The 20,942-nt window shown below is 74.4% G+C and carries 1 protein-coding gene (cut by a window edge); it reads right to left on the bottom strand.

The features are described 5' to 3' along the window. On the bottom strand, positions 1–20,942 hold the 3' portion of the coding sequence (locus tag ACFE7W_RS13135; protein ID WP_375425245.1) for a hypothetical protein. 6,202 nt of this gene lie beyond the right edge of the window; only the last 20,942 of its 27,144 coding nucleotides appear in the window; its start codon lies beyond the right edge, outside the window — the gene reads right to left on this strand; its stop codon occupies positions 1–3.

The raw sequence follows: 20,942 nt of genomic DNA on the forward strand, positions 1-20,942 counted from the left end.
CTACTCCTTCTTCTTCTTCCCGAGTCTTGTCCGCAGCCCGAGAACCAGGCCGCCTGCCAGCACCAGGAGCAGCCCCAGCACCGGAAGTCCAGGGCCGAACGGCGACCCGGTGTTGGGCAGGGTGGTCCCTGGCCCGGCACCGGACCCGTTCCCTACATCGCCGTTCCCGCCCCCACCGTTACCGTTGCCGCCACCCCCGCCATCTCCCCCGCGCAGCAGCAGGGTGAACGCCGAGCTGCTGAGCACGCCGGAGCCGGGCAGCCCGGCGGCCCGGACCGCGGCCGAGTTGCGGATCTGGCCGGCCGCTTCGTCGTCGTCGGTGATCGTGTACGGCTTCGACAGGCACACCAGCTGCTGGCCCGGTGCCAGCACGGTCGTCGGGCAGCTGGTACCCACTCCGGCGCCGCGCAGCATCGCGTCGTCGATCCGGACCCCGGTCAGGGTGAGGGTGCCGGTGTTGGTGACCGTGAACCGGAACCGGACCCGGTCCCCGGCGTCGACCCGACCGTCGCCGTTGTGGTCCTGGACGGGCAGCGCGTCCTTCTCGAGCGTCGCCGCGGCGGACCCTTGAGTGGCGGTACTGGTCCGGGCCGGCGAGGAGACCACGTTCCGGCCTCCCGGTCCGGTGCCGGTCGCCGTGGCCACGTTGGCGACGGCGCCGGCGTCCACGTCGGCCTGGGTGATCACGTACTCGGCGTCGGCGGCGCACTCGGTCGAGGTGCCGGCCCTCAGCGTGGTGGAGTCACAGCTGACCGGGCCGGCCTTGGCGTCGGACACGCCGACGGTGGTGACCAGGCTCGCCCCGGAGTTCGTGACGGTGAAGGTGTAGGCGATCGTGTCGCCCACGCCGACCACGCCGTCGTGGTTCTCATCGACCGGCTGGCCGGCCCGCTTGACCAGGGTCAGGCTGACCTCGGTCCCGACGGGCACGCTGACCGAGGACGCCGGGGAGGTCACCGGGCTGGCCTCCGAGCCGGTGGCCGCCGTGGCCGTGGCCGTGTTGTCGACCGTGCCGGCCCGCTCGTCGTCGACGGTGATCGTGTAGTCCGCGCTGCAGGTGGTGCTCGCCCCGGGCGCGAGGGCGGTCACCGCGCAGCTGGCCGGACCGTCGAGCCGGGCGTCCTGGACCTGCAGGTCGGTCAGGGTGGTCACGCCGGTGTTGCTCAGCGTGAAGGTGTAGCCGACGGTGTCGCCCGCCCCGATCGAGCCGTCGCCGTTGGTGTCGGCCGGCGTCGCCTGCTTGAGCAGGCCCAGGGCCGCCCGCGGGGACAGGGTCCGCGTCGCCGTGTCGCTCGCGGACTGCTGCGCCCCGTTGCCGTCGGTGGCCGAAGCCGTGCCCGGGTCGCTCACCGCACCGGCGTCGATGTCGGTCTGGGTGAGGGTGTAGGTCACGGTGCAGTCGAGGCTCGCCCCCGGTGCGAGGGTGGTGGCCGGGCAGGTCGCCGTCCCGGGCAGCGCGTCGGTGACCGCGACCCCGGTGAGGGTCGAGGTGCCGGTGTTGGTCACGGTGAAGGTGAAGACGACGGTGTCACCGGCGTCCACGCCGTTGCCGTCGAGGTCGACCGGCGTACCGACCCGCGCGGCCAGCGCGATCCCGCCGGTCCGGGGCACCTCGCTGGTCGTGCTGTCCGACGGCGAGCTGACGGCGGCGCCCGCGGGCCCGCTGGCCTCGGCGGTGGCGGTGTTGGTCACCGCGCCGGCGTCGACGTCGGCGGGCGTGAGGACGTAGGTCGCGGTGCAGGTGGTCGAGGCGCCCGGGGCCAGCGTGGTCTGCGGGCAGCCGGCCGGGGTGGTCAGCAACGCGTCGGAGATGCCCAGGCCGGTCACGGTCACCGGGCCCGTGTTGGTGACGACGAACCGGTACCCGATGGTGTCCCCCGGATCGGTCACGCCGTCGCGGTTCGCGTCCACCGGGGCGCCCGCGGACTTGTCGAGGGTCAGCGACGCGGTCGAGGTGAGCGGCGTGGCCACCGTGCCCGGGTTGGAGCGGACCGGCGCGCCGGTGGGGTCGGTGCCGTCGGTGACCACCGTGGTCACCACCCGGCCGGCGTCCACGTCGGCCTGGGTCACGGCGTAGGTGGCGGTGCAGGTGGCCGAGGCGCCGGGGGCCAGCGAGGTGGCGTCGCAGCTGAAGCCGGAGGGGAGCCTCGCGGAGCGGGTGTCCAGCCGGTCCACGGTCACCGCGCCGGAGTTCGTGACCACGACGGTGTAGGTGATCGTGTCGCCGACGTCGGTGACCCCGTCACCGTTGCTGTCGTCTGGACCCGACGCGGACAGCTCCAGGCCGAGCGTGGCGGTGCGGTCGAGCGTGGTCTCGGTGCTGTCGCCGGGCGCCCCCACCGGGTGGCCGGCCGCGTCGGTGCCGCTGGCGTTCGCGGTGTTGAGGACCGAGCCCGCGTCCACGTCGGCCTGGGTGAGGACGTACGCGGCGGTGCAGACGACGGTGGCGCCCGGTGCGACGTCGGTGGCCGGGCAGGTGACGCCCGCGATCCGCGCGTCGGTCACGGTGAGGCCGGTGACCGAGGAGGTCCCGGTGTTGGTGACGGCGAAGGAGTACCGGAGGAGGTCCCCGGCGTCGGCCCGCCCGTTGCCGTTCACGTCGACCGGCGCGCCGACCGTCTTGTCCAGGGCCAGGCCGGACGCGCTGCTGATGGCGGTGTCGGTCGTGTCCCGGTTGGAGGTCGTCGGGCCTGCGGGGCCGGTGCCGGTGGCCACGGCGGAGTTGCGCACGGTGCCGGCGTCGACGTCGGCCTGGGTCAGCACGTAGGTCGAGGTGCAGGTGGTGCTGGCCTGGGGAGCCAGCGTGGTGGCCCGGCACGTCGGGTCGGTGAGGGTGGCGTCGACGCTCACCCCGGTCAGGGTCACGGCGCCGGTGTTGGTCAGCAGGACGGTGTAGCTGACGGTGTCGCCCGCGTCGGTGACGCCGTTGCCGTTGGCGTCCACCGGGACCCCGGCCCGCAGGTCCAGGGCCAGCGCGGCGCTCGAGCTGGTCGGGGTGTGGGTGAGATCGCTCACCGAGGTCACCAGGGCGCCGCGCGGGGTGGTGCCGGACGCGTTCGCGGTGTTGTCGACCGCGCCGGCGTCCACGTCGGCCTGGGTGATCCGGTAGCTGGCGGTGCACGTGGTGCCCGCGCCCGGGGCGAGCGCGGTGCTCGGGCAGCTGACGGTGCCCACCTTGAGGTCGGCGACGGTGACGCCGGTGAGGCTGACCGTGCCGACGTTGGTGACCGCGAACGTGTAGGCGATGGTGTCCTGGGCGTCCACCCGGCCGTTGCCGTTGACGTCGACCGGCGTGCCGGCCCGCTTGTCGAGGCTGATAGCGCCCTGCTCGGCCAGCGGGCTGGTCGCGCGGTCGCCGTTGGAGGTCACCGTCGTCCCGCCCTGACCGGTGCCGGTCGCCGTGGCGCTGTTGCTCACCGCGCCGGCGTCCAGGTCGGTCTGGGTCAGGGTGTAGGTGACGGTGCAGGTCGTCCGGGCGCCCGGGGCCAGCGTGGTGGCCGCGCAGCGGACGGTGCCCGGCAGCGTGTCGGTGACGGAGACCCCGGTCAGGGTCGCCCCACCGGTGTTCACCAGGGTGGTGGTGTAGGTGATGGTGTCGCCAGCGTCGAGCCTGCCGTCGCGGTTGGCGTCGGCCGGGGCGGCCGCGGACAGGTCGAGCTGCAGGGTGGCGACGACGGCGACCCGGGTGCTGGTGCTGTCCGGGGCCGAGCGCACGGACGCACCGGCCGGACCGGTCGCGGTCGCGCTCGCGGTGTTGTCCACGGTGCCGGTGTCGAGGTCGGCCTGGGTGATGACGTGCGAGGCGGTGCAGACCACCGTCGCGCCCGGGGCCGCGATGGTGGCACCGCAGGTGATGGTGCCCACCGACGGGTCGGCGATGGCCACCCGGGTCAGGGTGAGGGTGCCCGGGTTGGTCACGGTGAACGTGTAGTCGATCCGGTCGCCGGCCTCCACCCGGCCGTTGCCGTCGGTGTCGGTCGGCGCCGCTGCCGCCTTGTCGAGGGCGAGCCGGGCGGTGCCGGCCAGCGGCGTCGTGGTGTCGTCGGGGTCGGAGGCGGTGCCGGCCCCGGTCGGCGTGGTCGCGGCGGCCGTGGCGGTATCGGTCACCGTGCCCGCGTCGAGGTCGGCCTGGGTGAGGGTGTAGGTGCCGGTACACGTGGTGGCCTGGCCCGGGGCCAGCGTCGTGGTGGCGCAGGCCTGCGCCCCCAGCCGCTGGTCGGTGAGCACCAGGCCGGTCAGCGTGACCAGCCCGGTGTTGCGCACGGTGGAGGTGTAGGTGACCGTGTCGCCCGCGTCCAGCCGGCCGTCGCCGTTGCTGTCGGCCGGCGCCCCGGCCCGCAGGTCGAGGCTCAACGAGCTGGCCGGGGTGAGCAGGGTGGTGGCGTCGTCCGGCAGCGCGGCGACGGCGGACCCGTCCGGTGCGGTCCCGGCCGCCTCGGCCCGGTCGGTCACCGCTGCGGCGTCGACGTCGGCCTGGGTGATCGTGTAGGTGGAGGTGCAGGTCAGGGACGCGCCCGGGGCGAGCGTGGCGGTCGGGCAGCTGACCGGGCCGAGCGCGGTGTCGCTGACCGCGACGCCCGCCACGGTGACCACGCCGTCGTTGCGGACGACGTAGGTGTAGGCGATGGTGTCCCCGGCCCCGATCCGGCCGTCCCCGTCGACATCGGTGGGGGTGCCAGCGCGCAGGTCGACCTGCAGCGAGGCCGTGGTTGCCGTCGGCGTGCTGGCGGTCACCGGCGGCGAGGTCACCGCGCCCCCGCCCGGACGGGTGCCCGTGGCGGTGGCGGTGGTGACCACGGCACCGGCGTCGACGTCAGCCTGGGTCACCACCGTCGAGCCGGTGCAGACGGTGGAGGCACCCGCGGCCAGCGTGGTGCGGGCGCAGCCGGCCGGACCCGTGAGCCGCGGGTCGACGACGCCCAGACCGCTCAGGGTGAGCGTCCCGGCGTTGGTGAGGGTGAACCGGTACGGCAGCACGTCGCCGGCGTCGAGGACCCCGTTGCCGTTGGTGTCGGTGTAGGGGCCAGCGGCCACGTCGAGGGCCAGGGCGGCGGTCCCGCTCGTCGTCGTGGTGACGGTGTCGGCCGGCGAGGTGACGGTCCGGCCGCCCGGGTCGGTGGCGACGGCGGTGGCCGTGTCGACCACCGAGCCGCGGTCCACGTCGGCCTGGGTGATGGCGTAGAGCGAGGTGCAGGTGATGGTGCCGCCCGGGGCCACCGTGGTCGCCTCGCAGCGCAGGCCCGGCACGCCCAGGGTGTCGGCCACCCGGAGCACGCTGAGGGTCACCGTGCCGGGGTTGGTCACCCGGTAGGTGTAGGCGATGGTGTCACCGGCGTCCACCGCACCGTTGCCGTTGGTGTCCGTCGGCGCCGCGGCGAGCAGGTCCAGGCCGAGCGCGGCGTCGGAGGTGAGCGGTGTGCTGGTCGAGTCCGCGGGCGCCCCGACCGGGTCCCCGGTGGTGGTGCGCGCGGTGGCGGTGGCGGTGTTGACGACCGAGCCCGCGTCGACGTCGGCCTGGGTGACCACGTACGCGCCGGTGCAGGTGGTGCTCGCCCCCGGCGCCAGCGCGGTGGCCGGGCAGCCGACGGTGCCGGCGGTCGGGTCGTCCACGACGAGGCCGGTGACGCTCACCGTGCCGACGTTGGTGACCACGAAGGTGTAGCCGATCACGTCCCCGGCGTCGGCCCGGCCGTCACCGCTGGTGTCGGCGGGCGCGCCGGCCCGCTTGTCCAGGGTGAGACCGCTGAGGGTGCTGAGCGCGGTCGCGGTGCTGTCGGGCGCCGAGCGCTGGACGGCGCCGTCCGGGCGGGTGCCCTGGGCCGTGGCAGTGTTGGTCACCGACCCGGCGTCGACGTCGGCCTGGGTCACCGTGTAGCTGCCGCTGCACGTCGTCGCGATCCCGGGCGCCAGGGTCGTGGTCGGGCAGGTCGCGGTGACCCGGCTGTCGGCCACGACCACCGCACGCAGGCTCAGCGACCCGGTGTTGGTGACCACGAACGTGTAGCGGATGGTGTCGCCGGCCGAGGTGCGGCCGTCGCCGTTCGCGTCGACCGGGGCGGCCGCGGACTTGTCGAAGGCGAGCGCCGAGGTCGGCGTGAGGGGGGTGCTGGTGCGGTCGGTGTTGGAGGTCACCGGGTCGCCGGCGGGCGAGCTGCCGCGCGCGGTGGCGCTGTCGTCGACCCGGCCGAGGTCGAGGTCGGCCTGGGTCAGGGTGTACGTCGAGGTGCAGGTGGCCTGCCGACCCGGAGCCAGGCTGGTGGCGTCGCAGCTGAGCCCTGCGCCGACCAGCGCGTCGCGGGTCGCCAGGTCGGTCACGGTCGTCGTCCCGGTGTTGGTCACCACCACCGTGTAGCCCAGGGTGTCCCCGACGTCGGTCCGGCCGTTGCCGTTCGCGTCCACCGGCGTGCCCGCGGTGAGGTCCAGCCGCAGGCTGGACCGACGCGCGGTCGGGGTGGTGGCGGAGTCAGGCGCCGAGGTGACCCGGACGCCGTCCGGCCTAGTGCCGCTCGCGGTCGCCGTGTCGACCACGGCTCCGGCGTCGACGTCGGCCTGGGTGATGGTGTACGCGACGGTGCAGGTGGTGGCGGCGCCGGGGGCGAGCGCTGCGGCCGGGCAGAGGGGCGTCCCGGTCACCGAGTCGTCGACGGTCAGGCCAGTCAGGGTCTGCACCCCGGTGTTGGTGACGAGGTAGGAGTAGTCGATCCGGTCACCGGCGTCGACCAGCCCGTTGCCGTTGGCGTCGACCGGCGTGCCGGCCCGGACGGCGAGGCCGACCGAGGCGGCGCTGCTGGTCCGGGTGGTCACGGTGGCGGCCGGCGAGGTGGCTGTCGACCCGTTCGGCGCAGTGGCCGCCGCGGTGGCGGTGTTGGTCACCCCACCCGCGTCCACCTCGTCCTGCGTGATCGTGTGCACGGCCGTGCAGGCGGCGCGCAGCCCCGGGGCCAACGTCGTGGTGTCGCAGTCCACGGCCCCCACCCGGGCGTCGCGGATCTCCAGCAGGGAGAGCGTCACCGCCCCGGTGTTGGTGGCGACGAAGGTGTAGCCGATGGTGTCCCCGGCGTCGGCCCGGCCGTCGCCGTCGACGTCGGTCGGGGTGCCGGCGGTCTTCAGCAGGCTGAGCGTGGCCGTGCCGTCGGTCGGCGTCCGGGTGGACGAGGCCGCGGAGACGACCGCCGCCCCGGCCGGGTCGGTACCTGTCGCGGTCGCGCTGTTCAGCACCGCCCCGGCGTCCACGTCGGCCTGGGTGATCGCGTACGTCGCGGTGCAGCCGGTCGAGGCGCCCGGGGCCAGCGCCGCGGTCGGGCAGGTCACGGAGCCGATCTTGGCGTCGCGGACGCCCGGGTTGGTGAGCGTCACCGTCCCGGTGTTGGTGACGGCGAAGGTGTAGGCGATCCGGTCGCCGGCGTCGACCCGGCCGTCTGCGTTGGCGTCCACGGGGGCGCCGGCGGTCTTGACCAGGCCCAGCGAGGCGGCGGCGGAGGTCGGGGTGGTGGTGGTGTCGGCCGCTGAGACGATGCGCACGCCGCCCGGCGTGGTGGCGGCCGCCGTGGCCCGGTTGTCGACGCTGCCGGCGTCGGCGTCGGCCTGGGTGATGGTGTAGGTGGCGGCGCAGGTCGCGGTGGCGCCCGGGGCCACCGTCACGGTGTCACAGACCGCCGCGGCGGCGATCAGCGTGTCGGTGATGGCCAGCGAGCTCAGGGTGACCGAGCCGGTGTTCATGACGGCGAACGAGAAGCGGACGGTGTCACCGGCGTCGACGCGGCGGTCGCGGTTGGCGTCGACCGGGGTCCCGGCCGTCTTGTCCAGGGTGAGCGAGCCGACCGTGGTCGTCGGGGTGCTCGTGGCCCCTGGGTTGGAGGTCGTCGTCGTCCCCGCCGGGGTGAGCGCGGTGGCGGTGGCCGCGTTGGCCACCGCACCCGCGTCGACGTCGGCCTGGGTGACCGTGTGGGTCAGCAGGCAGCTGGTCGCCTCGCCCGGGGCCAGCGTGGTCCGGCTGCAGGTCGGCGTACCGGGCAGGTCGTCGCCGACGGCCAGCGTGGCCAGGCTCAGGACGCCGGTGTTGGTGACCACGTAGGAGTAGGTGATGGTGTCGCCGGCGTCCACCCGGGCGTTGCCGTTGACGTCGGTCGGCGTCCCCGCGGTCATCGCCAGCAGCAGGGAGGAGGCCGTCGAGGTGGCCGTCGAGGTGCTGTCCGGGGCGGAGGTGAGCAGTCGGCCGTCGACGGTGCGCACCGAGGCGGTGGCGGTGTTGGCCACCGTGCCGCGGTCCACGTCGGCCTGGGTGATGGTGTAGCCCGCCGTGCAGGTGAGGGTGGCTGCCGGCGCCAGGGTGGTCGAGGGGCAGGCGACGGTCCCGGCCTTCGGGTCGGACACGCTCAGGGCGGTCTCGGTCGTGGCGCCGGTGTTGGTGACCGCGAACGAGTACGGGATGCGGTCGCCCGCGTCGACGCGGGAGTTGCCGTTGACGTCGACCGGGAGGCCCGCCGTCTTGTCGAGGACCACCGTGGTCACGCCGGAGGTCGCCGTGGTGGTGGAGTCCGAGCCGGAGGTGACGCGGGCGCCGTCGGGACCGGTGCCGGCCGCGGAGGCGGTGTTGGTGACGGCGCCGGCGTCCACGTCGGTCTGGGTGATCCGGTACGTCGCGGTGCAGGTGGCCACCGCTCCCGGGGCCAGCGTGGTCGCGTCACAGCGGACGGCGCCGGTGATCTTGGCGTCGGTGACCGCGATGGCCGCGACGGTCCGGCTGCCCGAGTTGGTGACCACGAAGGTGTAGGGGACCCGGTCGCCCGCGTCGACCCGGCCGTCCCCGTTCGTGTCGGTCGGGGTGCCGGCCCGCTTGTCCAGGCTCAGCGCCGCCAGGCCCGAGGTCCCGGTCGTGGTGCTGTCGGTCGCCGTCGGCACGGCGGTCCCCCGCGGGTCCACGCCGGTGGCCGTGGCGGTGTTGGTCACCGCACCGGCGTCGACGTCGGCCTGGGTGACGGTGTAGCCGGCGGTGCAGGTGAGGGTGTCCCCCGGCGCCAGCGAGGTGGCCGGGCACGGGACTCGGCCGCCGAGCCGGGAGTCGGTCAGGGTCACTCCGGCGACGGTCTGCACCCCCGGGTCGGTGAGCACGAAGGTGTACTGCAGACGGTCGCCGGCGTCGACGCGGCCGTTGCCGTTCACGTCCGCGGGGGTGCCGGCGCGCTTGTCGAGGTCGAGTCGGGCGCCGGTGTCGGTCGGCGTGGTCACCGTCGCCCGGTTGGAGGTGACGGCGGCGGTCGTCGGGTCGACGGCCCGCGCGACGGCGGCCTCGACCACGCGGCCGGCGTCGACGTCGGCCTGGGTGATCGTGTACGTGGCCAGGCAGGTCGTGCTCGCCCCCGGCGCCAGGCTCGTGGCCGGGCAGGTCAGGCCGGGGACGCCCGGGTCCTCGCTCAGCCGCAGCGCGCTGAGGGACTTGCTGCCGGTGTTGGTGACCAGGTAGCGGTAGGTGATGGTGTCGCCGGCGTCGACCGTCCCGTTGCCGTCCAGGTCGGCCGGCGTGCCGGCGGTGAGGGCGAGGGTGAGGGCGGCGCTCCGGTCGGTCGGGGTCGAGGTGGTGTCGGCCGCCGAGGTCACGGGCCGGCCCTGCGGGTCGCTCGCCGCCGCGAGGGCCGAGTTGTCGACCGTGCCGGCGTCCACGTCGGCCTGGGTCAGGGTGTAGGTCGCCGTGCAGGTGGTCGAGCGGCCGGGGAGCAGGGTGCCGGACGGGCAGCTGACGCCGGCGGTCAGCAGGCTGTCCCGGACGGCGACGTCGGACAGGGTGACCGTCCCGGTGTTGGCCACCACGAAGGAATAGGGCACGGTATCGCCGGCGTCCAGCCGGCCATCCGCGTCGACGTCGGTCGGCGTGCCGGCGGTCTTGTCGATGGTGCTCGTGGCCACTGTCGTGGTCGGGGTGTTGGTGCTGTCCGGCGCCGAGGTGACGGGTGCGTTGGTCGGGTCGGTGGCCCGGGCCGTGGCGGTGTTGCGGACCGTGCCGGCGTCCACCTCGGCCTGGGTGACGGTGTGGCTGCCGGTGCAGGTCGTGCTGGCCCCGCCGGCCAGGGTGGTCCGCACGCAGGAGGCCGGCGCGGCCAACCGGCCGTCGAGGATGCCCAGCCCGGTGACGGTGACCGAGCCGACGTTGGTGACGGCGAAGGAGTACGGCACGGTGTCGCCGGCGTCCAGCCGGCCGTCGGCGTCCACATCGGTGGGGGTCCCGGCCGTCTTGTCCAGGGTCAGGCCCTGCTGGCCCAGGACCGGGGTGGTCGTCGAGTCCGGCAGCGAGCGGACCAGGCCGCCGCCCGGCCGGCGGGCGGTGACGGTGGCGGTGTTGGCGACCACGCCGGCGTCCACGTCGGCCTGGGTGATGGTGTAGGTCGCGGCGCAGCCGATCGTCTGGCCGGGCCGCAGCGTAGTGGTGGCACACGGCGCGGTGACCAGGCTGTCGACGACGGCGAGCACGGTCAGGCTCTGGGCGCCGGTGTTGGTCGCCGTGAAGGTGAAGGCGATCGTGTCGCCGGCGTCGGTCCGGCCGTTGCGGTTGACGTCGACCGGGTCCCCGGCCTGCTTGTCCACCACCAGCGCGGCGGCGGTGGAGGTCGGCGTGGTCGTGCTCGAGGCGTTCGAGTCGACGCCCTGGCCGGACGGGGTGCTGGCCGACGCGGTCGCGGTGTTGGCCACCGCGCCGCTGTCGACGTCGGCCTGGGCGATCGTGTACGAGCCGGTGCAGGTCGTGCCGGCGGCGGGGGCCAACGTGGTGACGGAGCAGGAGGCCGGCGTCCCGAGCCGTGCGTCGGCGATGCTCAGGCCGGTGAGGGTGACCGCACCGGTGTTGGTGGCGGCAAACGAGTAGGGCAGGAGGTCGCCGGCGTCGGTGCGGCCGTTGCCGTTGACGTCGACCGGGGCTCCGACGGACTTGACCAGGGAGAGCGTCGCGACCGACGAGGTGGCCGTGCTGGTGCTCGAGGGGGTCGAGGTGCGCACCGTGCCGGCCGGGTCGGTGCCGGTCGCCCGGGCGGTGTTGTCCACCCGGCCTGCGTCCACGTCGGCCTGGCTGAGCGTGTACGTCGCGGTGCAGGTCGTCGAGCTGCCCGGGGTCAGGGTGGTGACCGGGCAGGCGGCCGGCGTGACCAGCCGCGGGTCGACCACCGCCACCGAGCGCAGCGTGACACTGCCGGTGTTGGTCACGCGGAAGCTGTAGAGGATGGTGTCGCCCGCGTCGACGCGGGAGTCGGCGTTGACGTCGGCCGGGGTGCCGGCGGTCTTGGTCAGGCTCAGCGCCCCGGCGGCGGTGACCGCGGTGGTGGTCGAGTCGGCCGCCGAGGTGAGCGTCGAGCCGTCCGGTCGGCGCAGCGCGGCGCTGGCGGTGTTGGACACCGCACCCGCGTCCACGTCGTCCTGGGTGATCACGTAGGTCGCGGTGCAGGTGGTGCTGGCCCGCGGGGCGAGGGTGCTGCTCGGGCACGCCGGCGTCACCAGCAGGTCAGTGACCGTCAGCCCGGTCAGGGTCTGGACGCCGGTGTTGGTGACCTGGAAGGAGTACAGCAGGCTGTCGCCGGCGTCCACGCGGCCGTCGGCGTTGGCGTCCACCGGGGTCGCCGCCCGCTTGTCGAAGGTCACGCTGGTCAGCGTCGAGGTCAGGGTGGTGGTGCTGGAGCTGGCCGAGACGACGGCGCCGCCCCGGGGGTCGGTGCCGCGCGCGGAGGCGGTGTTGCGCACGCTGCCCGCGTCGACGTCGGCCTGGGTGAGGGTGTAGCTCGCCGTGCAGGTGGTGCCCACCCCCGGCGCCAGGATGGTGGCCGGGCAGCTCGGCCCGCCCGGGACCAGGGCGTCGACCACGGTCAGGCCGCTCACCGTCTGGGCACCGGCGTTGGTGACCGCGAAGGAGTAGGGCACGGCGTCGCCGGCGTCGACCCGGCCGTTGCCGTTGACGTCGACCGGCGTCTGCGCGCTCTTGGTCAGGGTCAGCGCGACCAGGCTGCTGGTCGGGGTCGCGGTCGTGTCGGCGGCCGAGACCACCCGGACGCCGGCCGGGGTGCGGCCGCTCACCGTGGCGGTGTTGGCGACCGAGCCGGCGTCCACGTCGGCCTGGGTGATCGCGTAGGTGGCGGTGCAGGTGGTCGTCGCCCCCGGCGCGAGCACGGTCGCCGGGCAGGTGGCGCCGACCAGGCTGTCCGCGACGGCGACCGCGGTCAGGGTGACGTCACCGGTGTTGGTGAGGACGAAGGAGTACGGCAGGGCATCGCCGGCGTCGATCCGTCCGTCGGCGTTGCTGTCGGTCGGGGTGCCGGCCTGCTTGTCCAGGACCACCCGGGCGGTGCCGCTGGTCGGGGTGCTGGTGCTGGCGGCCGGTGAGGTGACGGTGGCGCCGGCCGGGGTGCGGCCGCTGGCCGTGGCGGTGTTGGCGACCGAGCCGGCGTCCACGTCGGCCTGGCTGATCGGGTAGCTGCCGGTGCAGCTGGTCGAGTCCCCCGGCGCCAGCACGGTCGCGGGGCAGCTGGCCGCGCCGCCGCCGCTCGCGAGCTTCGCGTCTACCACCCGCACGGTGCTCACCGTGAGCGCGCCGGTGTTGGTGACCACGAAGGTGTACGGCACGACGTCGCCCGCGGTGACCCGGCCGTCGGCGTTGGTGTCGACCGGGGTGCCGGCGGTCTTGGTGAGGGTCAGGCTGGTCGCGCTGCTGGTCGCGACGGACGCGCTCGAGGCCAGCGAGGTGACCTGCGCCCCCTGCGGGTCGCGGCCGGCGACGGTGGCGATGTTCTCGACCGAGCCGGCGTCCACGTCGGCCTGGGTGATGGTGTAGCTGGCCGTGCAGCTCGTCGCGGCCGCCGGGGACAGCGTGGTGGTCGGGCAGCCGACGGTGACCCCGGCGGCCGTGAGCCTCGCGTCGGTGACGGCCAGCCCGGTCAGCGTCGTCGTGCCGGCGTTGCTGGCCGCGAAGCGGTACGTGATCCGGTCCCCGGCGTCGACCCGGCCGTCGCCGTCCACGTCGACCGGTGTCCCGGCGGTCTTGCGCAGCGACAGCGAGGAGCTACCCGCGGTCGTCGTCGTGGTGCTCGCGTCCGGGGAGGTGACGGTCGCGCCGGCCGGGTCGGCCCCGGTCGCGTGGGCGGTGTTGCTCACCGCGCCGGCGTCGAGGTCGGCCTGGGTGATCGGGTAGGCCTTGGTGCAGGTGATCGCGGCGGCCGGCGCGAGGGTGGTGGCCGGGCAGCTGACGGCTCCGACCTTCGGGTCCACCACGGCGACGGAGGCGACGGTCACGGTACCGGTGTTGGTGAGCGTGAAGGTGTAGGTGATCCGGTCCCCGGCGTCGACCCGGCCGTTGGCGTTCACGTCGCTCGGGACGCCGGCGGCCTTGGTGAAGCCGAGGGTGGCGGCACCGGTGAGCGGTGTCGAGGTGGTGGCGGTGTTCGAGGACACCGCCAGGTCGCCGGGGGTCCGGCCCGTGGCCCCGGCGCTGTTGTCGTGGCGGCCGCGGTCGAGGTCGGCCTGGGTCAGGGTGTAGGTGCCGGTGCAGGTGGTGCTCTGCCCGGGGGCCAGGGAGACCGGGGCGCAGCCGGGCAGCTGGGCGTCCGAGGCCACCACCCGGGTCAGGGTGACGGCACCGGTGTTGGTGGTGACGAGGGTGTAGCCCACGGTGTCACCCGCGTCGATCCGGCCGGAGGCGTTCGCGTCCGCGGGCCGACCGGCCGTCTTGGCCAGGGTCAGCGTCGCGGTCGTCGAGGTCGGGGTCCGGGTGCTGGAGGCCGGCGACGTCACGGTCGCTCCCCCGGGGCCAGTGGCCGAGGCGGTGGCCGAGTTCAGCACGGCGCCGCCGTCGACGTCGGCCTGGGTGATCACGTAGGTGGCGGTGCAGGTGGTCGCGGCGCCGGGGGCCAGCGTGGTGGCCGGGCAGCTCACCGCCGCGACCTTCGCGTCGGCCACCGTGACGTTGCGCACCGTGGTGGCGCCGGTGTTGGTGACCGCGAACGTGTACGGCAGGCGGTCGCCGGCGTCGACCCGGCCGTCGGTGTTGGCGTCCACCGGGGCGCCGGCGGTCTTGGTCAGGGTCACCGTGGTGGCGGTGGCCGTCGGGGTCGCCGTGCTCGAGGCGTTGGAGGTGACGGTGTTCCCCGCCGGGTCCACGGCCCTGGTGGTGGCGGTGTTGCTCACCGCACCGGCGTCCACGTCGGCCTGGGTGATGGCGTAGGCGACCGTCGTCGTGCAGGTCGTCGACGCGCCGGGAGCCAGGGTGGTCGTCGGGCAGCTGGTCGCCGCCCCCGCACCGGTGAGCTTCGGGTCGACCACGGTCACGGTCCGCAGGGTCTGGGCCCCGGTGTTGGTGACGGCGAACGTGTACGGCACCCGGTCGTCGGCGTCGACCCGGCCGTCGGCGTTCGTGTCCACCGGGGCGCCCGCGGTCTTGGTCAGGGTCAGCGTGGCCACGGTGTTGGTCGGGATGGTCGCGGTGGAGGTGTTCGAGGCGACGACGGAGCCGGCCGGGTTGCGGCCGGTCGCGGTGGCGGAGTTGGCGACCGAGCCGGCGTCCACGTCGGCCTGGGTGAGGGTGTACGGCGTCGTGGTGGTGCAGGTGGTGGAGGCTCCCGGGGCCAGCGTGGTGGCCGGGCAGCTGGTCGCCGCTCCCCCGCCGCTGAGCTTGGTGTCCGTGATGCCCACCGAGCTCAGCGTCTGGGCGCCGGTGTTGGTGACCGCGAAGGTGTAGGGGACGCGGTCGCCCGCGTCGACGCGGCCGTTGCTGTTGAGGTCCACGGGGGTGCCGGCGGTCTTGGTCAGGCTGAGCCCGGTCAGGGTGGTCGTCGCGGTGCTGGTGCTGTCGGGGTTCGACATCGTCGTGGCCCCGGCAGGGGTCCGGCCCGTGGCGGTCGCGGTGTTGTCCACGGTCCCGGCGTCCACGTCAGCCTGGCGGAGGGTGTACGTGGCCGTGCAGGTGGTGCTGGCCGCCGGGGCCAGGCTGGTGGGGTTGCAGACCGCGGTGACGCGGGCGTCCGCGATGGCCGGGTTGGTGAGGCTGACGACGCCCGTGTTGGTGACGGCAAACGTGTACGGCACCCGGTCGCCGACGTCGGTGCGGCCGTTGCCGTTGACGTCGACGGGGGCGCCGGCGGCCTTGTTCAGCCGCAGCCCAGCCGTGGTGGAGGTCGGCGTCGCGGTCGAGGAGGTGGCCGAGGTGATCGCCGTGCCGGCCGGGTTGCGGCCCGTCGCCCTCGCGGTGTTGGCGACCGTGCCGGCGTCCACGTCGGTCTGGGTGATCACGTACGGGGTCGTCGTGGCGCAGGTCGTGCTCGCCCCCGGCGCCAGCGTGGCGGCCGGGCAGGTGGTGGCGCCCACCTTGACGTCGGCGATCGCCACGGCGGTGATGGTCTGGCTGCCGGTGTTGGTGACCAGGAAGCGGTACGGCAGGGCATCACCGGCGTCGGTCCGGCCGTTGCCGTTGACGTCCACGGGGGTCCCGGCGGACTTGGTCAGGCTGAGGGTGGCGATGGCCGCGGTGGGCGTGGAGGTGGAGGCGGGGTTCGAGGTGACCGTGCCTCCGGCCGGGTCCTGGGTCGTGGCCGTGGCCGTGTTGGCCACGGCTCCGGTGTCGGTGTCGGCCTGGGTGATCACGTAGGGGGTGGTGGTGGCGCAGGTGGTCGAGGCGCCGGGGGCCAGGGTGGTGGCCGCGCAGGTCGTCGCCACCCCGCCGGCCGCGAGCTTGGCGTCCACGATGGTCAGCGTCGTCAGCGTCAGGGCGCCGGTGTTGGTGACGGCGAAGGTGTACGGCAGCTGGTCGCCGGCGTCGACCCGCCCGTTGCCGTTGACGTCGGTGGGCGCCCCGGCGGTCTTGGCCAGCAGGATCGTCCGGGCCGTCGAGGTCGGCGTGGCCGTCGACGAGGCGTTCGAGGTGACGGCGGCCCCGGCCGGGTTGCGCCCGGTCACCGTGGCGGTGTTGGCGACGGTGCCGGCATCGACGTCGGCCTGGGTGATCGAGTACGCCGCAGCCGTGGCGCAGGTGGTGCTCGCCCCGGGCGCCAGGGTCGTCGCGGGGCAGGTCGTCGCCCCGACCTTCCCGTCGACCACCGCCAGCGACGTGACCGTCTGGGCGCCGGTGTTGGTCACGGCGAAGCGATAGGTGATCCGGTCGCCCGCGTCGACGCGGCCGTTGCCGTTGGGGTCGGTCGGGGTCGTGGCGCTCTTGGTCAGGCTGAGCGTGGCCAGGGTGGAGGTGGCCGTCGACGTGGCGGACGCGTTGGTGGTGATGGTGGCCCCGGCCGGGTTCCGGCCGGTCGCGGTCGCCGTGTTCTGCACCGCCCCGCCGTCCACGTCGGCCTGGGTCACCGTGTAGGCGGTGGTGGTGGTGCAGGTCGTGGTGGCACCCGGGGCCAGGGTGGTGGCCGGGCACGTCGTCGCGGCCCCGCCACCGGACAGCTTGGCGTCCACGATGGCCAGCGCGGTCAGGGTCTGGGCGCCCGTGTTGGTGACGACGAAGCTGTACGGCAGGCGGTCGCCGGCGTCCACGCGCCCGTTGCTGTTCACGTCGGTGGGCGTGCCGGCGGACTTGGTCAGCGTCGCGGTGGCCAGGGTCGAGGTGGGGCTCGAGGTCGAGGAGCTGTTCGACGTCACCGTCGCGAGGGCGGGGTTGCGCCCCGTCGCGGTCGCGGTGTTGTCCACCGTGCCGGCGTCCACGTCGGCCTGGCTGACGGGGTAGGCGGTGGTCGTCGTGCAGCTGGTGGTCGCCCCCGGGGCCAGCGTCGTGGTGGGGCAGGTGGTACCGCCGACCTTCCCGTCCGCGATCGCGAGACCCGTGACCGTCTGGGTGCCGGTGTTGGTGACCACGAAGGTGTAGGCGATCCGGTCCCCGGCGTCGACCCGGCTGTCGCCGTTGACGTCGGTCGGGGTGCCGGCGGACTTGGTGAGCGTCAACGTCGAGGTCGTGGTGGCTGAGGTGGAGGTCGAGTCGGCGTTCGAGGTGACGGTGGCGCCGGCGGGGTTGCGGCTGGTCGCGGTCGCGGTGTTGTCGACGGTGCCGGTGTTCACGTCGGCCTGGCTGATCGTGTAGGTCGCGGTGCAGGTCGTCGTCGCTCCGGGCGCGAGGCCGGCGACCGGGCAGGACGGGGTGACCCGGTCGTCGGCCACCGCGACGCTGCGCAGGGTGACCGCTCCGGTGTTGGTGAGGGTGAACGTGTAGGCGATCCGGTCGCCCGCGTCCACCCGACCGTCGCGGTTCACGTCGGTCGGCGGGGCCGCGGCCTTGTCCAGCCGCAGCGTCGCCACGGTCGAGGTCGGGGTGGAGGTGGTCGAGGCGTCGGAGGTGGTGGCGGCCCCGGCCGGGTTGAGACCTCTCGCGGTCGCCGAGTTCGCCACTGCGCCGCCGTCGACGTCGGCCTGGGTGATCGCGTACGGCGCGTCCGTGGTGCAGGTGGTCGAGGCCCCGGGCGCCAGCGTGGTGGCCGGGCAGCTCGTGCCGACCCCCGCGCCGGAGAGCTTGGCGTCGACGATGGCCACCGCGGTCAGCGTCTGGGCGCCGGTGTTGGTGACCACGAAGGTGTACGGCAGCCCATCGCCGGCGTCGACCCGGCCGTCGGCGTCGACGTCGGTCGGGGTGCCGGCGGTCTTGACCAGGCTCAGCGCGGACGCCGTCGAGGTCGACGTCGACGTGGCGGAGGCGTTGGTGGTCACCGTCGCACCGGCCGGGTTGCGGGTGGTCGCGGTCGCGGAGTTCAGCACCGCACCGGCGTCCACGTCAGCCTGGGTGACGGTGTAGGCGACGTCGGTGGTGCAGGTCGTCGAGGCCCCCGGCGCCAGCGTGGTGACCGGGCAGCTCGTGGCGGCCCCCGCACCGGAGAGCTTCCCGTCCACGATGGCCAGCGCGGTCAGCGTCTGCACCCCGGTGTTGGTGACGGCGAACGTGTAGGCGATCCGGTCCCCTGCGTCCACCCGGCCGTTGGCGTTCACATCGGTCGGCGTGCCCGCGGTCTTGGTCAGGGTCGCCGTGGCCAGCGTCGAGGTCGGCGTCGAGTCGACCGAGACGTTCGAGGTGACCAGCTGGCCGGCCGGGTTGCGACTCGTCGCGGTCGCGGTGTTGTCCACCGTCCCGGCGTTCACGTCGGCCTGGGTGATGACGTACGGGTCGGTGGTGGCGCAGGTCGTGCTCGTCCCTGGTGCCAGGGTCGTGACCGGACAGGTAGTCGCGCCCACCCCGCCGGGGAGGGCGCCGTCGACGATGGCCAGCGAGGTCAGCGTCTGGGTGCCCGTGTTCGTGACCAGGAACGAGTACGCGATCCGGTCTCCGGCGTCCACCCGGCCGTTGGCGTTGACGTCGGTCGGGACGCGGTGCGACTTGGCCAGGGTGCTCGTGCTGGTGAGCGTCGTCGGGGTCGAGGTGGACGAGCCGTCCGAGGTGACGGCGCCGCCGGCCGGGTCCCGGCCGGCCGCGGTGGCCGTGTTGTCCACCGAGCCCGCGTCCACGTCGGCCTGGGTGATCAGGTACGGGCTCGTGGTGCTGCAGGTGGTCGAGGCTCCGGGGGCCAGGGTGGTGGCCGGGCAGGTCGTCGCCACCCCGGCGGCCGTGAGCTTGGCGTCCATGACGGCGACCGCGGTCAGGGTCTGGGCGCCGGTGTTGGTGACCACGAAGGTGTAGGACAGCGCGTCCCCGGCCTCGACGCGACCGTCGCGGTCGACGTCGGTCGCCGCGGAGGCGGTCTTGGTCAGGGTGAGGGTCCGGGCCGTCGAGGTCGGGGTGGAGGTGGTGGAGACGTTGGAGGCGGTCCGGACGTTCGCGGGGTTGCGGCCGGTCGCCGTGGCGGAGTTCAGCACGGCGCCGGCGTCGACGTCGGCCTGGGTGATCGTGTAGGGCGCGACCGTGGTGCACGTGGTCGCGGCGCCGGGCAGCAGCGTGGTGGCCGGGCAGCTGGTGGCACCGACCTTCGCGTCGGTGATGGCCACCGCGGTCTGGGTCTGCGCGCCCGTGTTGGTGACGACGAAGGTGTACGGCAGCCGGTCACCGGCGTCGACCCGGCCGTTGCCGTTGACGTCGGTCGGCGTCCCGGCCGTCTTGGTCAGGCTCAGCGTGGCGATGACCGACGTCGGCGTCGACGTCGAGGACGCGTTGGCGGTGACGGTCGCGCCGGCGGGGTTGCGCAACGTCGCCATCGCCGTGTTGTTCACCGCGCCGGCGTCGACGTCGGCCTGGGTGACCACGTACGGGGCGGTCGTCGTGCAGGTGGTGCTCGCCCCGGGCGGCAGCGTGGTGGCCGGGCAGGTCGTCGTCCCCGCCTTCGGGTCATCGACGACGAGGGCGGTCAGCGTCCGGGCCCCCGTGTTGGTGACGGCGAAGGTGTACGGCAGCCGGTCGCCGGCGTCGAGGCGACCGTTGCCGTTGACGTCGGTCGGGGTCCCGGCGCTCTTGGTCAGCGTGGCCGTCGCCGCCGTCGAGGTCGGGGTGGTCGTGGACGAGGCGGCGGAGCTGACGGTCGCCCCGGCCGGGCTGAGCCCGGCAGCGGTGGCGGAGTTGTCGACGGCGCCGGCGTCCACGTCGGCCTGGGTGATCACGTACGGGCTCGAGGTGGTGCAGGTGGTCGAGGCTCCCGGGGCCAGCGTGGTGGCCGGGCAGGTCGTCGACCCCACCAACGGGTCGGTGATCGCGACTCCGGTGACCGTCTGGGAGCCGGTGTTCGTCACGAAGAACGAGTAGCCGACGGTGTCACCCGCGTCGACGCGGCTGTCGCCGTTCACGTCGGCCGGAGTGTTGGCGGCCTTGGCCAGGCTGAGGTTGGCGTCCGGGACGGCGGTCGAGGACGTGGAGTCGCTGTTGGACGTGACGGTGGTCCCGTCAGGGCGCCGGGCGGTCGAGGAGGCGGTGTTGTCACCGGCCCCGGCGTCGGCTTCGGCCTGGGTGATGACGTGGACGCCGGAGCAGGCGGTGGTGGCTCCCGGCGCCAGGGTGGTGATCGGGCAGGTGGCCGTGGAGCGGTTGTCGGCGACCGCGAGCTGGGTCAGGGTCTGCACCCCGGTGTTGGTCACGGTGAAGGTAAATCGAACCTGGTCGCCGGCGTCGATCCGGCCGTTGGCGTTGGTGTCGTTCGGGGTGCCGGCGGCCTTGTCGAACAGCAGGCTGGTCGCGGTGCTGGTGGCGGTACGGGTGGTCGAGACGTCGGACGTGACCACCTCGTTGGCCGGGTTCCGCCCCGCGGCCGTCGCCGCGTTGAGCACCGCCCCGGCGTCCACCTCCGCCTGGGTGATCAGGTAGGGGTCGACGGTGGTGCACGTGGTCGAGGCTCCCGGGGCCAGCGTGGTGACCGGACAGGTGGTGGCGACGCCCGCGGCGGTGAGCTTGGCGTCGGTGATCGCCACCCCCGTCAGCGTCTGGACGCCGGTGTTGGTGACCTCGAACGCGTATGGCAGCCCGTCGCCCGCGTCGATCCGGCCGTCGGCGTCGGTGTCGACGGGGGTGCCCGCGGTCTTGGCCAGGGTCAGCGTCGCCGCCGTGGAGGTCGGCGTCGAGGTCGAGGACGCGAGGGTGGTCACCGTCGTCCCGGCCGGGTTGCGGCTCGTCGCGGTGGCGGTGTTGTTCACCGCACCCGCGTCGACGTCAGCCTGGGTGACCACGTACGGGTCGACCGTGCGGCAGGTGGTGCTCGCGCCGGGCAGCAGGCTGGTGGCCGGGCAGGTCGTCGTCCCCGCCTTCGGGTCATCGACGACGAGGGCGGTCAGCGTCTGCGCCCCCGTGTTGGTGACGGCGAAGGTGTACGGCAGGCGGTCACCGGCGTCGAGGCGACCGTTGGCGTTCACGTCGGTCGGGGTTCCGGCGCTCTTGGTCAGCGTGGCCGTCGACGCCGTCGAGGTCGGCGTGCTGGTCACGGATGCGTCGGAGCTGACGATGTCTCCGGCGGGGCCGCGACCGGCGGCGATGGCGGAGTTGTCGACGGACCCGGCGTCCACCTCGGCCTGGGTGATGGTGTAGG

Source organism: uncultured Friedmanniella sp. (genome assembly GCF_964244285.1).
Lineage (GTDB): Bacteria > Actinomycetota > Actinomycetes > Propionibacteriales > Propionibacteriaceae > Microlunatus.